This window comes from Zobellella sp. An-6, assembly GCF_052487945.1.
Genome location: NZ_CP199259.1, coordinates 705867 through 724288 on the forward strand (window position 1 = coordinate 705867; position 18422 = coordinate 724288).

Consider the following 18422-nt stretch of genomic DNA (forward strand, 5'->3'; position numbering starts at 1 on the left):
TTCTTGGTGCGGGCCCCATTAGTTGTGCGACGAGCGCTTAAACCATAGGTATCAAAATGCGTGCCAAACTTTATCTGTTTGATATTAAAGGGTTTTTATGGGTGAGGGGGATAATGGCATGCTCCCTGGCGGGGCAGGCTTCACCAGGATGATGCAACAGAAATGAACGGATTGATGCTGGATACTACTTTAGGGGTATTTGCGGAAGAAGGCAAGCGGCTTTTCAGCGATGCCCCGGCATCAATCGTGCCCGGGGCCAGATAAAACCGCGGCCGCTTCACCACAGGGATGAAGCGGCCGCGGTCTGGCGGGAAGCGGCTCAGGCCACGGCCAGGGAGTCCAGGGTGGCGGTCAGTTCGGCCCGCAGCCGGACCACTTCGCCGATCATCATCAGCACCGGTCCCCGGGGCGTCAGCTGTTCGGCGGTGTGGATCAGCCGGCCCAGTTCGGTGGTGGTGATCCGCTGCCCTGCGGTGGTGCCGGATTCAATCAATGCCACCGGCAGCGAGGCGGGGCAGCCTTCGGCCAGCAGCTGCTGCTGGATCACGGTGGCCTGCTCCAGCCCCATGTAGAACACCAGGGTCTGGCCGGCCTGGGCCAGGGCGGACCAGCCCCGGAACTCTCCGCCCTGCTGCAGGTGGCCGGTAACCAGGGTGACGGCGCGGGACATCCCCCTGTGGGTCAGCGGGATCAGGCTGGCCGCGGCGCAGCCCAGGGCGGCGGTGATGCCCGGCACCACGCTGAAGGGGATGCCGTGCTGCTTGAGGTAGAGCGCCTCTTCGCCGCCGCGACCGAAGATGAAAGGGTCGCCGCCCTTCAGCCGTACCACCCGGTTGCCGGCCTTGGCCAGCCGCACCAGCACGGCGCAGATGTCTTCCTGGCGGGCGCTGGCCTTGCCGCAGCGCTTGCCCATTTCGATGCGTTTTACGCCGGCCGGGATCAGCGCCAGTATGTCGGGGCTGACCAGGCTGTCGTAGACCACCACCTGGGCCTGCTCGATGGCGCGCAGGGCCTTGAGGGTGAGCAGCTCGGGATCGCCGGGGCCGGCGCCGACCAGGGTGACATTCATGCTTTGGCTCATTGCTTCTCTCCTTAATACCGCGAGGCGGCGCCACGGGGCTGTGATTCTGTTCCCGCCGGACAAGACGGTGCTGTACAGAATTAAGCAAAAGCGGTGCCATTTTGAATTGCGGGATAAATCAGCGCCTTGCGTCCGGCTGGATGGTGGCCTTGCACCATGACAAGGCGTTGGCCTCAGGCTGGTGCAAATGTTGCACTAAGAGCGGGGGGCCGCCTGGCCCAGCCCGAGCAGCAGGCGATCCAGCAGCACCGCGGTCAGAAGGGCGCAGCCCATGCCCAGCAGGGCCCGGGCCTGGGCATCCTGGCCGTCCCGGTCCAGCTCGGACAGGATGAAATGACCCAGCCCCTGGGACTGGAGCGCCATTTCGGCCAGGAGCAATACCGACCAGGCCAGGGCCAGGGGCAGGCGCAAGCCCTGGAGCACGGCCGGGGCCAGCCTGCCGGCGTTGGCCTGATCCCGTACGGCCCTGGCCACGTTACGCAGGATTGGCGCCAGGCAGGCCAGCAGGAGGCAGCCCAGCAGCGTGATGGTGCCGCCGGGCAAGGGGCTCAGCACCAGGGCGGCCAGCACCAGGGGGGCCGGCAGCAGCCAGGACAACGACATTCCCGAGCCGGTGCCGATCCCAGGTCGACCTTTCCCCAGCAGCAGGCCGGCGGGCACCGCCAGCAGGGCGGCCAGGGCGAAGCCGGCCAGGACCCGCTGCAGGCTGAGCAGGAGTTGATCGAAGAAGGTGGGGGTGCGCTCGAAGGCGGGGGGCCGGAGCGGGGAGGAGATATCCTCATCCTGCTGCAGCCGGTGTCGGAGCACGCCCTGGTAAAAGGCGCGTTCCCTGTCTTGCTCGGCACCGTGCTCCCTCAGCAGTTGTATCAGTTGTTCGCCCAGCTGCAGCGGGCCGGGGGGATGGGACGGCAGGCTGGCCAGCCATTGCCATAGCACCAGGACGAGCAGGGCTCCGAGCAGGCGCCAGCGGGAGGCGAGGCGGGTGAGGGGGATGATTTTCATGTTCAGTTCTCCTGGAGAGGACGGGAGTCGCCGGGCTTGGCCATTGGGGATTCAAAAAACGCGCCACATGTTAATTTTTGATAGTTAATGATTTTTTTATTGGTTCCGGTCCGAAGTGATGGTTTTCGGGGCAGGCGTTCACCAGTTTGGGGCAAGGCGGCGGCGATAAAAAAAACTCCCTTGCGAACAAGGGAGTCAGCCAAATGGCAGAGTTTGGAGGAAACGGCTCGGGCCGGGCCCGAGATAACGAGAACATCGGTACGGGAAGCCGGGCCAGGGCCCGATCAGATTTTCTCTCCCTGAAGCCGGGTCTGGCACACCGCCAGTATCTGTTTCAGTTCCGGCACGCAGGAGCCGCAGCGGGTGCCGCACTTGAGCAACTGCTGCAATTGCGGCAGTTCGGTGATCTCGTGCTGCTCGACGGCGCGGCGGATCTGCGCCTCGCTCACGCTCCAGCAGCTGCATACCAGCTTGCTGTTGCCGGCCAGGGCCTGGCTCAGTTGGCCGAGCAACAGGCTGGGCTGCAGGGCGGTGCCGAGCAGGGCTGCCAGCGGATCCGGGTTGATGTGCCAGGGCGACAGGCCCAGCAGCAGCAGGCCGGCGATCTTGCCCTGCTCCAGGTTGACCAGCAGCCGTCCCTGGGGCAGGGGCCAGTCCAGCCAGCTGCCTTCGGCGGTCAGCCGGGTCCTGGCCTCCTCGGCATCGGATCGGCTGTCGATCAGGCTCCAGCACTCGCCCTGGGCCAGCGGACGCCGGCTCCACCATTGCGGCAGCCAGGCCGGCGCCTCGGTGGCAATCCAGCTGGCCTGCCACCGGTGCTCCACGGCGCTCACCTGCACCGGGTTCTGCTTGAACGCGGGCTGGCCGGAGAGGGCGCAGCCGCGGGCCTCGACCAGATCGTTGACCCGGCCGCCGGCGCTGAATTCCTCGCTCCAGTGCATGGGCACGAACACCTGGCCGGGGGCCATGCCGTCGTCGGCCACCGGCCGCACCAGGGTGGCGCCGTGCTCGTTGCGCAGTTCGATCAGCTCGGCCTTGTTCAGCCCGTGGCGGGCCAGGGTGTCCGGGTGGAGCTGGGCCTGGGGCTCGGTGGCCGCCGCCATCAGCCGGGCCACGTGGCCGGTGCGGCTCATGGTGTGCCACTGATCGCGCAACCGGCCGGTGTTGAGCAGCAGCTCGGCACCCTCGCCGGCGGGGGCGAGCGGTGCGCTCAACTGCAGCCGGGCCTTGCCGTCGGCGGTGGGGAAGCGGCCCTCGGTGAACAGCCGGGCCGGGCCGCCGTCTTTGCCGGCCAGGGGCCAGCTGCGCGGGGTCAGGGTGTTGAATTCGTCGTCGCTCAGAGTGCTGAGCGCGGAGATGTCGAACAGCCGCTCGCCGCCGTTCTCGAAGCCGGTGAGGGCGGCGTGCTCGCGGAACACGTCGGCGGCGGAGGCGAAGCCGAAGGCCTGCTCGAAGCCCATGGCCCGGGCCACCTGGCACAGGGCCCACCAGTCCGGCCGGGCGGCGCCGGGGGCCGGCTTGAAGGGGCGCTGGCGGGAGATGATGCGCGCGGAGTTGGTGACGGTGCCGTCCTTCTCGCCCCAGCCGGCGGCGGGCAGCAGCACCTGGGCCAGTTTGGCGGTGTCGGTGTTGGGGCTGATGTCGGAGACGATCAGCAGCTCGCACTTGGCCAGGGCGCGCCGGGCGCGGGCGCTGTCGGGCAGCGACACCGCCGGGTTGGAGCCCATCACCCACAGCGCCTTGATCTCGCCGCGCTCGATGGCATCGATCATCTCCATCGCCTTGTGGCCGGGGGCCTGGGCCAGGCGGTCGGAACCCCAGAAGCGGGCTACCTTGTCCCGGTTGGCCGGGGCGAAGTCCATGTGGGCCGCCAGCTGGTTGGCCAGGCCGCCCACTTCCCGCCCGCCCATGGCGTTGGGCTGGCCGGTGAGGGAGAAGGGCGCGGCGCCGGGCTTGCCGATGCGGCCGGTGAGCAGGTGGCAGTTGATGATGGCGCCGGCGTTGAAGGTGCCCTGCAACGACTGGTTGATGCCCATGCAGAACAGGGTCAGGGTCTTGGGGTTGTCCAGGAACAACTGATAGAAGCGGTTGAGCTGGGCGACGGACAGGCCGGTGGTTTCGGCCACCCGCTCGGGAGCGTATTCGGGGCCGGACAGCTGTCGGTACAGCTCGTCAGCGCCTGAGACATGTTGCTCCACGAAGTGGCGATCCAGGCGGTCGCTGTCGAGGATACGGCGGGCCAGGCCGTTGAACAGCATCAGGTCGGTGCCGGGGGTGACGGCCAGGTGCAGATCCGCCTGTTGGCTGGTGGCGGTGGCGCGGGGGTCGATCACCACCCACCGCTGCTTCGGGTTGGCGGCCTTGGCGGCTTCCAGCCGGCGGAACAGCACCGGATGGGTCCATGCGGTGTTGGCGCCGACGATCACCACCAGTTCGGCGTCGTCGATATCGTCGTAGCTGGCCGGCACCGCGTCCTCGCCGAAGGCGCGCTGGTGGGCGGCCACGGCGGAGGACATGCACAGCCGGGAGTTGGTGTCGATATTGGCGGAGCCGATAAAGCCCTTCATCAGCTTGTTGGCCACGTAGTAGTCTTCGGTCAGCATCTGGCCCGAGCCGTAGAAGGCCACCGCCCCGGGGCCGTGGCGCTCGATGATGTCGCCCAGGCGATGGGCGATATGCTCGACGGCCTGGGGCCAGTCCACCTGCTCGTCGTTCACCCGCGGATAGAGCAGGCGGTTCGGCAGGGTCTGGCTTTCGCCCAGGGCCATGCCTTTGACGCACAGCGCACCGAGGTTGGCGGGATGCTGGGCATCGCCGCTGGGAATGCCCTGGCTGTCGACCTTAACGCCGCAGCCAACGCCGCAATAGGGGCAGGTGGTATGGATCGAAGCTGTCATAGTGGCCTTGTAAATAATCAGTGACTCTGTCAGTCATGAAGCAAGGCCTGTGCCATGATGCCATTTTCTTTGTTATCAATAAATTAACAGAAGGCGGGGGAGGGGGGAATGCACCATCATAAGGCAGGGACCATATGATGGTGCAACGCTTTGGGCAAGGAAGGCGGCCCGGGCCGCCTGGGAAGGTGCTTCCGGGCTCAGCGTTTCAACCCGTTGTTGATGTCCACCAGATCCTGCTCGGTCAGGTTGCCGGCGGCCAGCTTCAGCCGCAGCTGGCTCAGGATGTAGTTGTAGCGGGCCTCGGACAGCTGGCGCTTGGCTTCGTACAGCTGGCGGGTGGCGTTGAGTACGTCCACTATGGTGCGGGTGCCCACTTCGTAACCGGCTTCGGTGGCGCTGAGCGCGCTTTCTGCCGACACCACGAACTGCTCGAAGGCTCTAATGGAGCCGATGGCGCCGGTGACGTCGTTGTAGGAGGAGTACAGCTGGCTCTGCACCGAGCGGAAGCTGCGCTCCAGTTGTTCGCTGGCCGCCACGTAGTTGTGCTGCGACTGCTTGATCTGGGAGCTGACGGCGCCGCCGGAATAGACCGGCAGGTTGAAGCTCAGGCCTATGCTGCCTTCGTTCAGGGTGCCGTCATTATTCTGGTTCGGATTCTTGAAGTCGCTGTAGCTGCTGGTCAGGCCGGCGTTCAGATCCAGGGTCGGCAGACGCCCCGACTGGGCCAGGCCGATCTGCTCGTTGGCGATGTCCTTGCTGATGCGCTGGCTGTGCAGCTCCAGGTTCTGCTCCAGGGCGATCTCCAGCCAGGCATCGGCGGCGGCACCGGGCTGCACCGGGCTGAAGGCGTCGGTATCGAGTTCGTTGAGGCGCGCATAGCTGATGCCGGTGAGTTCGCGCAGTCCTTCCTTGGCGTTGTTGACCGCGTTTTCCGCGCTGATTTCCTCGGCCAGGGCCTGGTCGTACTGGGCCTGGGCTTCGTGCACGTCGGTCATGGCACTCAGCCCCACTTCGAAACGCTGCCGGGTCTGATCCAGCTGGCGGCTGACCGCCTCTTTGTTGGCCTGGACAAAGCTGAGGTTGTCTTGCGCGGCCAGCACGTCGAAATAGGCCTGGGTGGCCCTGAGGATCAGGTTCTGCTGTACCTGTTTATAGACGACTTCGCTTTGGGCGGCGGCTTTTTCGGTGATGTCCAGGCCGATCCAGCTGGCCCGGCGATAGAGCGCCTGGCCCAGGGTGGCACCCAGGTTAGCGGTGGAGCGGGTACTGCGGTCGTCGTGATTGCTCTGCACCTGGCTGGCGCCGGCACCGAGATTCACCTGGGGCAATAAAGGAGCCCGGGACTCGTTGATTTGTTCGAAGGCGGCATCGCGGCGTGCCTTGGCTTCGCGCACCTGGGGATCGTTCTGGGTCGCCTGCCGGTAGATATCCAGCAAGTCCTCGGCGTGAACCGGGCCCGCCGTGCAAAGTAGCACCAGGGTCGACAACAGCGTTTTCTTCATTATGTAGCCTTTAATAACGGATGGACCAATTATCGCCGTGCTGGGGGCAGGCATCTTGTTTTCGTCGTTCAGTATAACGGTAGCGTGACCGTTTTTCGTTGCAGTAATATGGGGATAGTGTGAGCCCTCATGGGTGGCTCACTTGTGAATGAACGTTCATTCATGATGGCGTTAGTCTAAAATCTGCCGGTTAAATGTCAAGACAGGAGTCGATATGACCACCAAAAACCGTACCGCCTTCGGCCGGGAGGATATGCAGCTATTGGCCGAAGAGGTAGGCTACAACGGCTTTTTTCGGTTGCTGAAGGTGCGCCTGCGGCACCGGCTCTTTGCCGGTGGCTGGGGGCCAACGCTTACCCGTGAGTTGTTCGACCGGGGCCATGCCGCCGCCGTGCTGCCCTATGATCCGGTGCGCGACGAAGTGGTGATGGTGGAACAGTTCCGGGTGGGAGCCATTCACAACCAGCACAGTCCCTGGCTGCTGGAGATAGTGGCAGGCATAGTGGAAGAGGGCGAGTCGGAGGAGGAGGTGGTGCGGCGCGAGGCGCAGGAAGAGGCGGGCCTGACCCTGAAAACCCTGACCCGGGCACTCAGTTACTACTCCAGTCCCGGCGGCTGCAGTGAGCGTATCACCGTCTTTATCGGCGAGGTGGATGCCGCCGAAGCGGCCGAGCATGCCGGCCTGGTTCACGAGGGCGAGGACATCCGGGTGCATCGTCTGCCCCGGGCCCAGGCGATGCGGTGGCTGGCGGAAGGAAAAATAGATAATGCCGCCAGCGTGATCGCACTACAATGGTTGGAACTGCACCGCGCGCATGGGCGCGCCGGTGCCTGAATCGAAGATGAGGAGAAGCTGTTGGTTTCGGTGAGCACTGCCCGCAAACATGTTCCGGATCTGAAGGCGTTGCAGCGTACCTGCGACACCAACTACCTGGCGCTGATGAAGCTGCTGCCCAAGGGGGCTTCGGCGGGTGAGAGCGTGTCGGTCGGCATCAGCGACCAGCTGCTGTTCGTGCTGCGGGTGCTGGAAATCGCCCCCTACACCTGGCATGTGTCCATCGAACAGTGCACTCCCGGGTTGCCCTGTTTCATGCGCATGAAGGTCCGGGTTCGGCTTTATCATGACGTGCGCATGGCCGAAGTGTGTGCCAGTCAGCAGATTTTTGCACTGCAACCGAGTTATGATTACCCTAATAAAAACATGCATCATCCCAATGAAAAAGAACAGGTTAACCTCTTCCTGGCCGAATGGCTGAGATGTTGCCTTTACCACGGATTCAGCACGGTCAAACAGCTTTGAACAGGGCAACGACACAACCAGTACCTACCCGGCTCCACCCTCATCGTACCGATGGCGTGATCGAGCTGCTGCAGATCACCGATACCCATCTTTTTGCCGGTACCGACACCGACCTGCTGGGCATCGCCTCCTGGCACAGCTGCCGGGCGGTGGTCGACGCCATACTGGAAGACGACAGCCCCCGGGATCTGATCCTGGCCACCGGCGATCTGTCCCAGGATCACAGCCCCGAGTCCTACCGGCACTTTAGCCGGTTGATGGCGCGGCTGGCGCCGCCGGTGTTCTGGCTGCCGGGCAACCACGACGATGCCCCGGTGATGCAGGCCGAGCTGGATGCGGCCGGAATCAGCAACGCCAAGCACCTGCTGTGTGGCAACTGGCAGATACTGTTGCTCGACACCCAGCTGCGCGGCGCCGTACACGGCGAGCTGGCGCCGGAGCAGCTCGAGCTGCTGGAGCGGGCGGTCACCGACTACCCCCGCCACCACCTGCTGGTGGCGGTGCACCACCAGGCGGTGCCGGTGGGCTGCGCCTGGCTGGATCAGCACAACCTGCGCAACGCCGACGAGCTCAAGCGGCGGCTGGCACGGCACCGGGCCGCCCGGGTGGTGCTGTTCGGCCACGTCCACCAGGGCTTCGACGAGATACACGACGGGGTACGTTACCTGGCCAGCCCCTCTACCTGCATCCAGTTCAAGCCCCTGTCCGACGATTTTGCCCTCGACAGCACGGCCCCGGGCTGGCGCGCCCTCTCCCTCTATCCCGACGGCCGGCTCAGCACCCAGGTATGGCGGCTGCCGCCGAACGCCTTCGTGCCCGACTTCAGCGCCACCGGTTACTAAGCAACTGGCGTATTTCTTGCTTCCGTTGGGTCAAGCCCTTTAGTCCAACGGAGCAAGACCATGGCAGAGACTTCAGCCTGGCGAGCCGACGCCACCGATTACCTGATCGCCTCCAAGGAATGCGAGATCCAGATCCTGGAGCAGTTACTGCGCATGGGACAACTGGTGGTCTGCATCAGCCACCTGGTGCACGCCCTGCAGCGGGAGCGGGGGGCGTCCAACATGTACCTGGGCTCCCGGGGGGAACGCTTCGGCCCCGAGCTGCAGGCCATCCGGCGCGACAGTGAGCGGCAGCGGGAACAGTTCCATCAGGCCCTGGCGGCGCTCAACCTGCGGCAGAACACGGTGCAGGCCGGCAGCCGGCTGCTCAACCGCATCGGCTACGCGGTGCACATACTGTCGGACATCGACCGGCTGCGGGACGAGGTCGGTCGCCTGGCCATCCCGGCGGAGGCCGCCACCCGGGTCTATACCGAACTGCTGCAGGGGCTGCTGGCGGTGGTGTTCGAGGCCGCCGACGCGGCGGTGGATCCGGATATCGCCCGGCTGCTGGTGGCCATGTTCCATTTCATGCAGGGCAAGGAGCTCACCGGTCAGGAGCGGGCGGCGGGAGCGGCGGCCCTCGCCTCGGGCCAGGGCGGCGGCGATATTTCGTCCCGTATCCAGCACCTGATCGAGGGCGAGGAACGCTGCTTCGAGGTGTTCGCCGGCTTCGTGGATCCGGCCTCCTGGGCGGTATGGCGCCAGTGCCAGCAGGATACCGGCCTGATCGAGGTGGAGCGCCTGCGCCGGCTGCTGTGCACCAGCAATGAGCGTACCGCCTTCGACCCCCGGCTGGGACAGCGCTGGTTCGAAGTGATGAGCGCCCGCATCGACACCATGCAGCAGGTGGAGCTGTGCCTGGCCGCCCGGCTCGAGGTGCTGTGCGCCGGCAAGCTTTCCGCGGCCCGGGACAGCCTGGCCCAGCACTGTTCGGTGGTCGATCTGCTGCCCCGCTTCCAGCAGGGCCAGGACGATGCCTTCGTGGTGTTCTGCGCGGCACAAGGCGGGCTGGCCGGCAGCGACGGCTACCATGGCCTGAGCCCGCAGCTGGGCCGCTCGCTGATCGAGCTGCTGCAGTCCCAGTCCCGCCGGCTGCAGCAGATGCAGGACGAGCTCAACAACGCCCGGACGGCGCTGGAAGAACGCAAGGTGGTGGAGCGGGCCAAGGGGCTGCTGATGGCTCATCGCCAGCTGTCGGAAGAGGAAGCCCACCAGCTGCTGCGCCGCACCTCCATGGAGCAGGGGCGGCGCCAGCTGGATGTGGCCAGGGAGCTGATCGCCCTGGCCGAGGTGTGGACCTGACTCAGGCCTTGGCGGCCCGGGCCGCCGCCGGGGTGGTTTCCCGCCGGGGGCGCAGCGGCTCCAGCTTGCGCTGTTTCTCGTAGAGGAAGCGCAGCACCTCGTGGCGGTAGTGGTTGTAGCGCGGATTGTCGGCCAGGGCGATCCTGTCCCGGGGCCGGGGCAGGTCGATGGTCAGCACCTCGCCGATGGTGGCGGCCGGGCCGTTGGTCATCATCACGATGCGGTCGGAGAGCAGCACCGCCTCGTCCACGTCGTGGGTGATCATCAGTACCGTATTGCGCAGCTCGTGCTGGATGCGCATCACCTCGTCCTGCAGGTGGGCCCGGGTCAGGGCGTCGAGGGCGCCGAAGGGCTCGTCCAGCAGCAGCACCTTGGGCTCCATCGCCAGGGCCCGGGCGATGCCCACCCGCTGTTTCATGCCGCCGGAGATCTCGCTCGGCCGCTTGTGCAGGGCGTGGCTCATGTTCACCAGCGCCAGGTTGTGCAGTATCCAGTCCTGGCGCTCCGCCCTGGTCTTGCTGTGGCGGAAGGTCTTGTCCACCGCCAGGGCCACGTTTTCATAGACGGTCAGCCAGGGCAGCAGGGAGTGGTTCTGGAACACCAGGGCCCGCTCCGGGCCCGGGGTCGTGACCTCGGCCCCGTCCAGGATGACGCCGCCGCCGCTGGCGCCGGTCAGGCCGGCGACGATGTTGAGCACCGTGCTCTTGCCGCAGCCGGAGTGGCCGATGATGGAAATGTATTCCCCCTTGTTCACCCTGAGGTTGACGCCTTGCAGCACGGTGCTGGCACCGCCGGCGGTGGGGTAAACCTTGTCGACGTTTTCGATGGTCAGGTAATGGCTACTCATGATGATGTTCCTCAGGCGGCGCTGGTGCCGCGGCTAATCCATTGGCCGAAGACCGCCACGATGCGGTCGAGAATGAAGCCCACCAGGCCCACATAGATCAGGGCCAGCACGATGTCGCTGATCAGCGAGGCGTTCCAGGCGTCCCAGATAAAGAAACCGATGCCCACGCCGCCGATCAGCATCTCGGCGGCGACGATGGCCAGCCACGACAGGCCGACCCCGATGCGCAGCCCGGAGAAGATATAGGGGGCGGCGGCGGGCAGCATGATGCGGCTGAAGTATTCCAGGCCGTTGAGCCGCAGCACCCGGGCCACGTTGCGGTAGTCTTCGGGGATGTTGCGCACCCCCACCGAGGTGTTGATGATGATGGGCCAGATCGAGGTGATGAAGATCACGAAGATGGCGGACGGGTTGCTGTCCTGGAAGCCGGCCAGGGAGATCGGCAGCCAGGCCAGGGGCGGCACGGTGCGCAGCACCTGGAAGATGGGGTCCAGGCCACGCATGGCCCAGGTGGACTGGCCCACCAGGACTCCCAGGCTCACGCCCGCCACCACCGCCAGGCAGTAGCCGTAGGCCACCCGTTCCAGGCTGGCCAGGATCTGCCAGGCCATGCCCACGTCGTTGCCGCCGTTGTTGTAGAAGGGATCGGTGATCAGCTCCCAGGTATCGCTCAGCACCTGGCTGGGCGGTGGCAGGGCGGCATCGCTGCCGGAGCACAGCAGCTGCCACAGCAGCAGCAGCCCGGCCAGGATCACCAGCGGCGGGACCAGGTGGTTCAGGCCGTAGCGCAGCACGGGGCCGAGGGGAGCCGGGCGGGGCGCCCGCCGGGTGAGTGCAGGAGTCGGGGAAGAAGTGCTGTCGGTACGCATGATAATGCTCCTTGGGTCAGGCCAGCGTCTTGATGGCCAGGCTGTCCAGGTAGGCCATGGGGTTCTCGGGATCGAACCGCTTGCCGTCGAAGAAGGTTTCGATGCCGCGGGAGCGGGAGGCGGGAATGTCGGCCTTGTCCACCCCCAGCTCGGCGGCGGCGGTGCGCCACAGGTCTTCCCGGTTGACCCGGGCGATCAGCGCCTGGGTGTCGAGGTCGGTGGGCAGGTAGCCCCAGCGCATGTTTTCCACCAGGAACCACAGATCGTGGCTCTGGAAGGGATAGGAGGCCTGGTCCTTCCAGTAGCGCATCTGGTGCGGGCTGTTCTCCACGATACGGCCGGTGCCGTAGTCGAAGTGGCCCTGCATACGGTTGATAATGTCCTTGAAGGGGGCGTTGATCCAGCGGCGCTTGGCGCAGATCTGCGCTACTTCCTCGCGGTTTTCCGGTTGTTCGCAGAAGATCTGTGCTTCCATGATCGCCTTGAGCAGCGCCTTGGTGGCGTTGGGGTGCTGGTCCACGTAGTCGGCGCGCATGGCGAAGGCCTTTTCCGGGTGGTTGTGCCACAACTCGCCGGTGGTGTTGGCGGTGTAGCCGATGCCCTGGTGGATCAACTGCTCGTTCCAGGGCTCGCATACGCAGAAGGTATCCATGCTGCCCACCTTCATGTTGGCCACCATCTGTGCCGGCGGCACCACTATGGTGGCGATGTCCTGGTTGGGATCGATGCCGCCGGCCGCCATCCAGTAACGGATCCAGAGATCGTGGGTACCGCCGGGAAAGGTCATGGCCGCCTTCACCTGCTGGCCGCCGGCCTGCTTGGCGGCCAGCGCCTGCCGGAACTCGGCCAGATCCAGCCCGACCTTGAGTTCCTGGTACTCCTTGCCCACCGAGATGCACTGGCCGGCCAGGTTGAGCCGGGCCAGGGTGTACATGGGGGTGGGCACGTTGTTGGCGGTCATGGCGCCGGAACTGATGAGGTAGGGCATGGAGGAGAGGATATGGGCGCCGTCGATGCCGTTGCTGGCCGAGCCCAGCACCAGGTTGTCGCGGGTGGTGCCCCAGGAGGACTGCTTGAGCACCTGAACTTCGGTCATGCCGTGCCTGGCGAAGAAGCCCTTCTCGTCGGCCACGAACAGCGGCGCCGCGTCGGTGAGGGCGATAAAGCCCAGCTTGGCAGACCTGGTTTCGAGCGGACCCGTACTTTCCGCCGTCCAGCCCAGGCTCGGCAGGCTGCTCCACAGGGCGGCCCCGCCGGCGGCGGCCAGGGAGGCTTTGAGGAAGTGCCTGCGTCCGGCGGCGTCCACGGGGACGGACATTTTCTTGGTCATGGTTCATTCCTTCGATTTGCCAAAAAAAAAAAGCCCACTCGCCGCTGCATCTGCATGCAGCCTGCGGTGGGCAACGTTGCCTGAATGAGTGGGTCCGCCATTGAACCCATCTTGCCATGACCTAAGCAGAAAGCGTGCCAGAGGTCTCCAGATTGCCTCTGAAGGGTTATCCCCTAAGGGTTAACCCATTGGGGGTGGTTGGCGCCGCACTCGGAGGGCAGGAAAAAGTGCCGTTGTGGTGCGTATTGCACCGCATTAAGGCAGTGAATGTCGTTGTGGTTGCCGGGGCGGGCGGGTAAGCTCGCAGGCAGTTTTTTTCCGCAGGAGTGCACAGCATGACGGCCACGCTGCTTTATCTGCACGGCTTCAATTCTTCCCCCCAGTCGTTCAAGGCCCGGCTGATGGGAGAACATCTCGCCCGGCACCGGCCCGATATCCGTCTGATTTGCCCGCAACTGGCGGCTACCCCGGCGGCGGCCTGGGCCCAGATAACGGCGATCTGCGATGGGCTGGAGGGGGCTTTCGGGGTGGCGGGCAGCTCCCTCGGCGGCTTCTGGGCCACCCGGGTGGCCCAGTGGTACGGGGTACGCGCCGTGGTCATCAACCCGGCGGTCAATCCCCATATTCTGCTCGGCGACTGGCTGGGCGAGCAGCTCAACCCCTATACCGGCGAGCGCTATGTCCTGACCGCCGGACACATGGCCGAGCTGGCCGCCCTGCGGGTGGACGCGCCGAGCTGCCTGGACCGCATCTGGCTGCTGCAACAGCAGGGCGACGAGGTGCTCGACTACCGGGAAGCGCTGGACTACTACCGCTTCGCCCGGGTCTGCATCCAGAAGGGCGGCGACCATTCCTTCATCGGCTTCGAGCACTACTGCGCCCAGATCATCCGTTTTCTCAAGCTTTAAGCCGTAAGCCGGAAGCCGGAGGTGTTCCTGTCCTTCAGGCTTCCAGCTTCCAGCTGCTGGCTTCCGGTAGTAAGATGCCCGCCAATACCCCTGATTACCGAAGGTCAATATGACATCGAGTCAATATACTGCCGACGCCATTGAGGTGCTCAATGGCCTGGAGCCGGTGCGGCGTCGCCCCGGCATGTATACGGACACCGCCCGTCCCAACCACCTGGGCCAGGAGGTCATCGACAACAGCGTGGACGAGGCCCTGGCCGGCCACGCCAGCAAGGTCGAGGTGATACTGCACGACGACCAGTCGCTCGAGGTGATCGACGACGGCCGGGGCATGCCGGTGGACATCCACCCGGAGGAAGGCATTTCCGGGGTGGAGCTGATCTTCTGCAAGCTGCACGCCGGCGGCAAGTTCTCCAACAAGAACTACCAGTTTTCCGGCGGCCTGCACGGGGTGGGCATTTCCGTGGTCAACGCCTTGAGCAGCCGGGTCGACGTCACCGTGCGCCGCGGCGGCCAGGTGTTCGAGATGGCCTTCGAGCACGGCAACAAGGTGAGCGAACTCACCGTGACCGGCACCTGCGGCCAGCGCAACACCGGCACCCGGGTGCGCTTCTGGCCCGATGCCGGCTATTTCGACTCGCCCAAATTCTCCGCTACCCGCCTGAAGCACCTGCTCAAGGCCAAGGCGGTGCTCTGCCCCGGGCTCGCCATCCGCTTCGAGGACAGGGTCAACAACGAGACCCTGGAATGGTGCTACCAGGACGGTCTCAAGGATTACCTGGTGGAAGCGGTGAAGGAGTTCACCTGCCTGCCTGAGCAGCCGTTTACCGGCAACTTCACCGCCGAGCACTCGGCGGTGGAATGGGCCCTGACCTGGCTGCCGGACGGTGGCGAAGGGCTGGGCGAGAGCTACGTCAACCTGATCCCCACCGCCCAGGGCGGCACCCACGTCAACGGCCTGCGCCAGGGCCTGCTGGACGCCATGCGCGAGTTCTGCGAGTTCCGCAACCTGCTGCCGCGCGGGGTCAAGCTGACCCCGGACGACATCTGGGAACGCTGTGCCTACATCCTGTCGGTGAAGATGCAGGATCCCCAGTTCGCCGGCCAGACCAAGGAGCGGCTGTCGTCGCGCCAGAGCGCGGCCTTCGTCTCCGGGGTGGTGAAGGACGCCTTCAGCCTGTGGCTGAACCAGCATATCGAGCTGGCCGAACAGATCGCCGAGCTGTGCATCAGCAGCGCCCAGCGCCGGCTGCGCCAGGCCAAGAAGGTGGTGCGCAAGAAGGTGACCCAGGGCCCGGCCCTGCCCGGCAAGCTGACCGACTGCGCCTGCTCGGATCCCATGCAGGGCGAGCTGTTCCTGGTGGAAGGGGACTCGGCCGGCGGCAGCGCCAAGCAGGCGCGGGATCGGGAGTTCCAGGCCATTATGCCGCTGCGTGGGAAAATTCTTAATACCTGGGAAGTGGAGTCCGGCCAGGTGCTGGCCTCCCAGGAAGTGCACGACATCTCGGTGGCCATCGGCCTGGATCCGGACTCGGACGACCTGTCCGACCTGCGCTACGGCAAGGTGTGCATCCTGGCCGACGCCGACTCGGACGGCCTGCACATCGCCACCCTGCTGTGCGCCCTGTTCGTGCGCCACTTCCGCACCCTGGTGGAGCGGGGCCATGTGTACGTGGCCATGCCGCCCCTGTACCGCATCGACGTGGGCAAGGAGGTGTTCTACGCCCTCGACGAGGACGAGCGCGACGGGGTGCTGGAGCGGATCGCCGCCGAGAAGAAAAAGGGCAAGGTGCAGGTCACCCGCTTCAAGGGCCTGGGCGAGATGAACCCCAAGCAGTTGCGCGAAACCACCCTGGATCCCAACACCCGCCGGCTGGTGCAGCTGACGGTGGAGGATGCCGAGGCCACGGAGCAACTGATGGACATGCTGCTGGCCAAGAAGCGTTCCGGCGATCGCCGGGAATGGCTGGAAACCAAGGGCAACCTGGTCGACCCCCTGGCCTGAGGACGAGAGAATGAGCAACAACGACTTTACCATGGAAGGGGTGGAGCGCCTGCCGCTGCACACCTTCACCGAGCAGGCCTACCTCAACTACTCCATGTACGTGATCATGGACCGGGCCCTGCCCCATATCGGCGACGGCCTCAAGCCGGTGCAGCGCCGCATCATCTACGCCATGAGCGAGCTGGGCCTGTCGGCCCTGTCCAAGCACAAGAAATCCGCCCGTACCGTGGGCGACGTGCTGGGTAAATACCACCCCCATGGCGACTCCGCCTGTTACGAGGCCATGGTGCTGATGGCCCAGCCCTTCTCCTACCGCTACCCGCTGGTGGACGGCCAGGGCAACTGGGGCGCGCCGGACGATCCCAAGTCTTTCGCCGCCATGCGCTATACCGAGGCGCGGCTGTCGCGCTTTTCCGAGTTGCTGCTGTCCGAGCTGGGCCAGGGCACGGTGGAGTGGATCCCCAACTTCGACGGCACCCTGAAGGAGCCGCGCATGCTGCCGGCCCGGCTGCCGCACATCCTGCTGAACGGGGTCACCGGCATCGCCGTGGGCATGGCCACCGACATCCCGCCCCACAACGTGCGGGAAGTGGCCAACGCCTGCGTGCACCTGCTGGACCACCCCCAGGCGACGGTGAGTGAGCTGATGGAGCATGTGGCCGGGCCCGATTACCCCACCCGGGCCGAGATCATCACCCCCAGGGCCGAGATCCGGAAGATCTACGAAACCGGCAAGGGCAGCATCAAAATGCGCGCCGTCTACCAGCTGGAGCAGGGCGACATCGTCATCACCGCCCTGCCGCACCAGGCCAGCGGCGGCAAGATCCTGGAGCAGATCGCTGGCCAGATGCAGGCCAAGAAGCTGCCCATGGTGGCGGATCTGCGCGACGAGTCGGATCATGAAAACCCGACCCGGCTGGTGATCATCCCCCGCTCCAACCGGGTGGACGTGGAGCAGCTGATGCAGCACCTGTTCGCCAGCACGGATCTGGAGAAGAACTACCGGGTCAACCTCAACATGCTGGGCCTGGACAACCGTCCCCAGGTGAAGAGCCTGGATCTGATCCTGGGCGAATGGCTGCGCTTTCGCCGCGAAACGGTGCGCAACCGGCTGCAATACCGGCTGGACAAGGTCGAGGCCCGGCTGCACATCCTGGCCGGCCTGCTGGTCGCCTTCCTCAATATCGACGAGGTGATCCACATCATCCGCACCGAGGACGAGCCCAAGCCGGTACTGATGGCGCGCTTCGATCTGACCGAGACCCAGGCCGAAGCCATCCTCGAGCTGAAGCTGCGCCACCTGGCCAGACTGGAAGAAATGAAGATCCGCGGCGAACAGGACGAACTGGCCGCCGAACGCGACCGGCTGGCCCAGATCCTGGGCTCCGAACGCCGGCTCAGCACCCTGCTGAAGAAGGAAATCCTGGCCGACGCCGAGAAATACGGCGACGAACGGCTCTCGCCGCTGGTGGAGCGGGAAGAGGCCAGGGCCCTGAGCGAGAAGGAGCTGGTGCCGAGCGAGCCGGTGACCGTGGTGCTGTCCGAGAAGGGCTGGATCCGTGCCGCCAAGGGGCACGAGGTGGATGGCGGGGCCTTGAGCTACAAGGCCGGTGACGGCTTCCTCGATGCCGCCCCGGGACGCAGCAACCAGATGGCGGTGTTCCTGTCCAATATCGGCCGGGCCTACGGCCTGGATGCCCACAGCCTGCCCTCGGCCCGGGGCCAGGGCGAGCCGCTGACCGGCCGCTGCAGCCTGAGCCCGGGCGAGCAGGCCAGCTTCGTGCTGATGGGGGAGGACGACAGCCTCTTCCTGCTGGCCTCCGACGCCGGCTACGGCTTCGTCTGCCGCTATGGCGACATGGTCAGCCGCAACAAGAACGGCAAGGCCCTGCTCTCGGTGCCGGAGGGCGGCCGGGTGCTCAAGCCCGCCGCCATCGGCAGCCTGGACAGCGACCTGTGCATGGCCATCACCAACGAGGGGCGCATGCTGCTGTTCCCGCTGAAAGACCTGCCGCTGCTGGCCAAGGGCAAGGGCAACAAGCTGATCGGCATCCCTTCCGCCAAGGTGCAGGCCCGGGAGGATTTCATCAAGCAACTGGTGGTGGTGCCGCAAGGCGCCAGCGTCACCCTGCACGCCGGCAAGCGCAAGCTGACCCTCAAGCCCGCCGATCTCGAGCACTACCAGGGCGAGCGCGGCCGCCGCGGCGCCCTGCTGCCCAGGGGCCTGCAACGGGTGGACGGCATCGAGCTGGAAGCCTGACTTAAGCCCGAAGCTTGAGGCTGGAAGCGGGAGGCTTATGTTGCCCCCGCTTCATGCTTCAGGAACTGACACTCGCCGTTTCAGCCTGCTGCGAACATTCACTGGATGTTCGGTCAGGCTGAAATACCTCGTCAAGGCGAGGCAAGCTCGCCCCTGTGACGGTCGGCTGAGCCGCTCCCTTTGTCCGCCTGTTCTGGCATCAGCGTTGCCTGTTTAAGTCAGTCTGAAGGCCCGA

General features: G+C 65.5%; 14 protein-coding genes. 7 read left to right on the plus strand and 7 right to left on the minus strand.

From position 1 onward, the window contains the following. Positions 1-319 precede the first annotated feature (319 nt). From cobA to tolC, 4 genes are all read right to left on the minus strand, one after another. Positions 320-1081: a uroporphyrinogen-III C-methyltransferase gene (gene cobA, locus ACT7DK_RS03185; RefSeq protein WP_445396250.1), complete on the minus strand. Its 762-nt coding sequence runs from the start codon at positions 1079-1081 to the stop codon at positions 320-322. Positions 1082-1276: 195 nt separating this feature from the next. After that, complete coding sequence (locus ACT7DK_RS03190) at positions 1277-2083, minus strand: hypothetical protein (protein ID WP_445396252.1); 807 nt, start codon at positions 2081-2083, stop codon at positions 1277-1279. 284 nt (positions 2084-2367) lie between these two features. Beyond that, positions 2368-4980, minus strand: coding sequence for a nitrate reductase (locus ACT7DK_RS03195; protein WP_445396254.1), 2613 nt, complete (start codon positions 4978-4980; stop codon positions 2368-2370). Between the two features lie 197 nt (positions 4981-5177). Further along, complete coding sequence (tolC, locus tag ACT7DK_RS03200) at positions 5178-6482, minus strand: outer membrane channel protein TolC (RefSeq protein WP_445396256.1); 1305 nt, start codon at positions 6480-6482, stop codon at positions 5178-5180. Positions 6483-6696: 214 nt separating this feature from the next. Here tolC and nudF point away from each other — a divergent pair, with 214 nt between their 5' ends. The 4 genes from nudF to ACT7DK_RS03220 are packed head-to-tail and all read left to right on the plus strand — an operon-like array spanning position 6697 to position 9968. Continuing rightward, complete coding sequence (gene nudF, locus ACT7DK_RS03205; RefSeq protein WP_445396258.1) at positions 6697-7317, plus strand: ADP-ribose diphosphatase; 621 nt, start codon at positions 6697-6699, stop codon at positions 7315-7317. Positions 7318-7338: 21 nt separating this feature from the next. Then, the gene (locus ACT7DK_RS03210; protein ID WP_445396260.1) at positions 7339-7782 is read left to right on the plus strand and encodes a DUF1249 domain-containing protein; all 444 of its coding nucleotides are present in this window, start codon (positions 7339-7341) and stop codon (positions 7780-7782) included. 56 nt (positions 7783-7838) lie between these two features. Further along, positions 7839-8624, plus strand: a complete 786-nt coding sequence (gene cpdA, locus ACT7DK_RS03215; protein ID WP_445396262.1) for a 3',5'-cyclic-AMP phosphodiesterase — start codon at positions 7839-7841, stop codon at positions 8622-8624. Between the two features lie 60 nt (positions 8625-8684). Then, positions 8685-9968, plus strand: a complete 1284-nt coding sequence (locus tag ACT7DK_RS03220; protein WP_445396264.1) for a nitrate- and nitrite sensing domain-containing protein — start codon at positions 8685-8687, stop codon at positions 9966-9968. A gap of 1 nt (position 9969) precedes the next feature. On the opposite strand, the gene ACT7DK_RS03225 is transcribed toward ACT7DK_RS03220, so the two are convergent. The 3 genes from ACT7DK_RS03225 to ACT7DK_RS03235 are packed head-to-tail and all read right to left on the minus strand — an operon-like array spanning position 9970 to position 13014. After that, positions 9970-10815: an ABC transporter ATP-binding protein gene (locus ACT7DK_RS03225; RefSeq protein ID WP_445396266.1), complete on the minus strand. Its 846-nt coding sequence runs from the start codon at positions 10813-10815 to the stop codon at positions 9970-9972. Between the two features lie 11 nt (positions 10816-10826). Continuing rightward, positions 10827-11684 (minus strand): nitrate ABC transporter permease, encoded by an 858-nt coding sequence (ntrB, locus tag ACT7DK_RS03230; RefSeq protein ID WP_445396268.1) that lies wholly within the window; start codon positions 11682-11684, stop codon positions 10827-10829. A 16-nt stretch (positions 11685-11700) separates the two neighbouring features. Next, on the minus strand, positions 11701-13014 hold the full coding sequence (locus tag ACT7DK_RS03235; protein ID WP_445396270.1) for a CmpA/NrtA family ABC transporter substrate-binding protein: 1314 nt from the start codon (positions 13012-13014) through the stop codon (positions 11701-11703). 335 nt (positions 13015-13349) lie between these two features. Between ACT7DK_RS03235 and ACT7DK_RS03240 the strand changes: the two genes are divergently transcribed. From ACT7DK_RS03240 to parC, 3 genes are all read left to right on the plus strand, one after another. Continuing rightward, entirely contained in the window at positions 13350-13922 is a 573-nt protein-coding gene (locus tag ACT7DK_RS03240) for a YqiA/YcfP family alpha/beta fold hydrolase (protein ID WP_445396272.1), read from the plus strand. A 109-nt stretch (positions 13923-14031) separates the two neighbouring features. After that, the gene (parE, locus tag ACT7DK_RS03245; RefSeq protein WP_096778414.1) at positions 14032-15927 is read left to right on the plus strand and encodes a DNA topoisomerase IV subunit B; all 1896 of its coding nucleotides are present in this window, start codon (positions 14032-14034) and stop codon (positions 15925-15927) included. A gap of 10 nt (positions 15928-15937) precedes the next feature. After that, the gene (gene parC, locus ACT7DK_RS03250; protein ID WP_445396275.1) at positions 15938-18187 is read left to right on the plus strand and encodes a DNA topoisomerase IV subunit A; all 2250 of its coding nucleotides are present in this window, start codon (positions 15938-15940) and stop codon (positions 18185-18187) included. The last annotated feature ends 235 nt before the right edge of the window (positions 18188-18422 follow it).

What these genes read in the sequence shown, in the direction of transcription:
- cobA (WP_445396250.1), bottom strand. Translation starts at nt 1,081, where the DNA reads ATGAGCCAAAGCATGAATGTCACCCTGGTCGGCGCCGGCCCCGGCGAT.
- ACT7DK_RS03190 (WP_445396252.1), bottom strand. Translation starts at nt 2,083, where the DNA reads ATGAAAATCATCCCCCTCACCCGCCTCGCCTCCCGCTGGCGCCTGCTC.
- ACT7DK_RS03195 (WP_445396254.1), bottom strand. Translation starts at nt 4,980, where the DNA reads ATGACAGCTTCGATCCATACCACCTGCCCCTATTGCGGCGTTGGCTGC.
- tolC (WP_445396256.1), bottom strand. Translation starts at nt 6,482, where the DNA reads ATGAAGAAAACGCTGTTGTCGACCCTGGTGCTACTTTGCACGGCGGGC.
- nudF (WP_445396258.1), top strand. Translation starts at nt 6,697, where the DNA reads ATGACCACCAAAAACCGTACCGCCTTCGGCCGGGAGGATATGCAGCTA.
- ACT7DK_RS03220 (WP_445396264.1), top strand. Translation starts at nt 8,685, where the DNA reads ATGGCAGAGACTTCAGCCTGGCGAGCCGACGCCACCGATTACCTGATC.
- ACT7DK_RS03225 (WP_445396266.1), bottom strand. Translation starts at nt 10,815, where the DNA reads ATGAGTAGCCATTACCTGACCATCGAAAACGTCGACAAGGTTTACCCC.
- ntrB (WP_445396268.1), bottom strand. Translation starts at nt 11,684, where the DNA reads ATGCGTACCGACAGCACTTCTTCCCCGACTCCTGCACTCACCCGGCGG.
- ACT7DK_RS03235 (WP_445396270.1), bottom strand. Translation starts at nt 13,014, where the DNA reads ATGACCAAGAAAATGTCCGTCCCCGTGGACGCCGCCGGACGCAGGCAC.
- ACT7DK_RS03240 (WP_445396272.1), top strand. Translation starts at nt 13,350, where the DNA reads ATGACGGCCACGCTGCTTTATCTGCACGGCTTCAATTCTTCCCCCCAG.
- parE (WP_096778414.1), top strand. Translation starts at nt 14,032, where the DNA reads ATGACATCGAGTCAATATACTGCCGACGCCATTGAGGTGCTCAATGGC.
- parC (WP_445396275.1), top strand. Translation starts at nt 15,938, where the DNA reads ATGAGCAACAACGACTTTACCATGGAAGGGGTGGAGCGCCTGCCGCTG.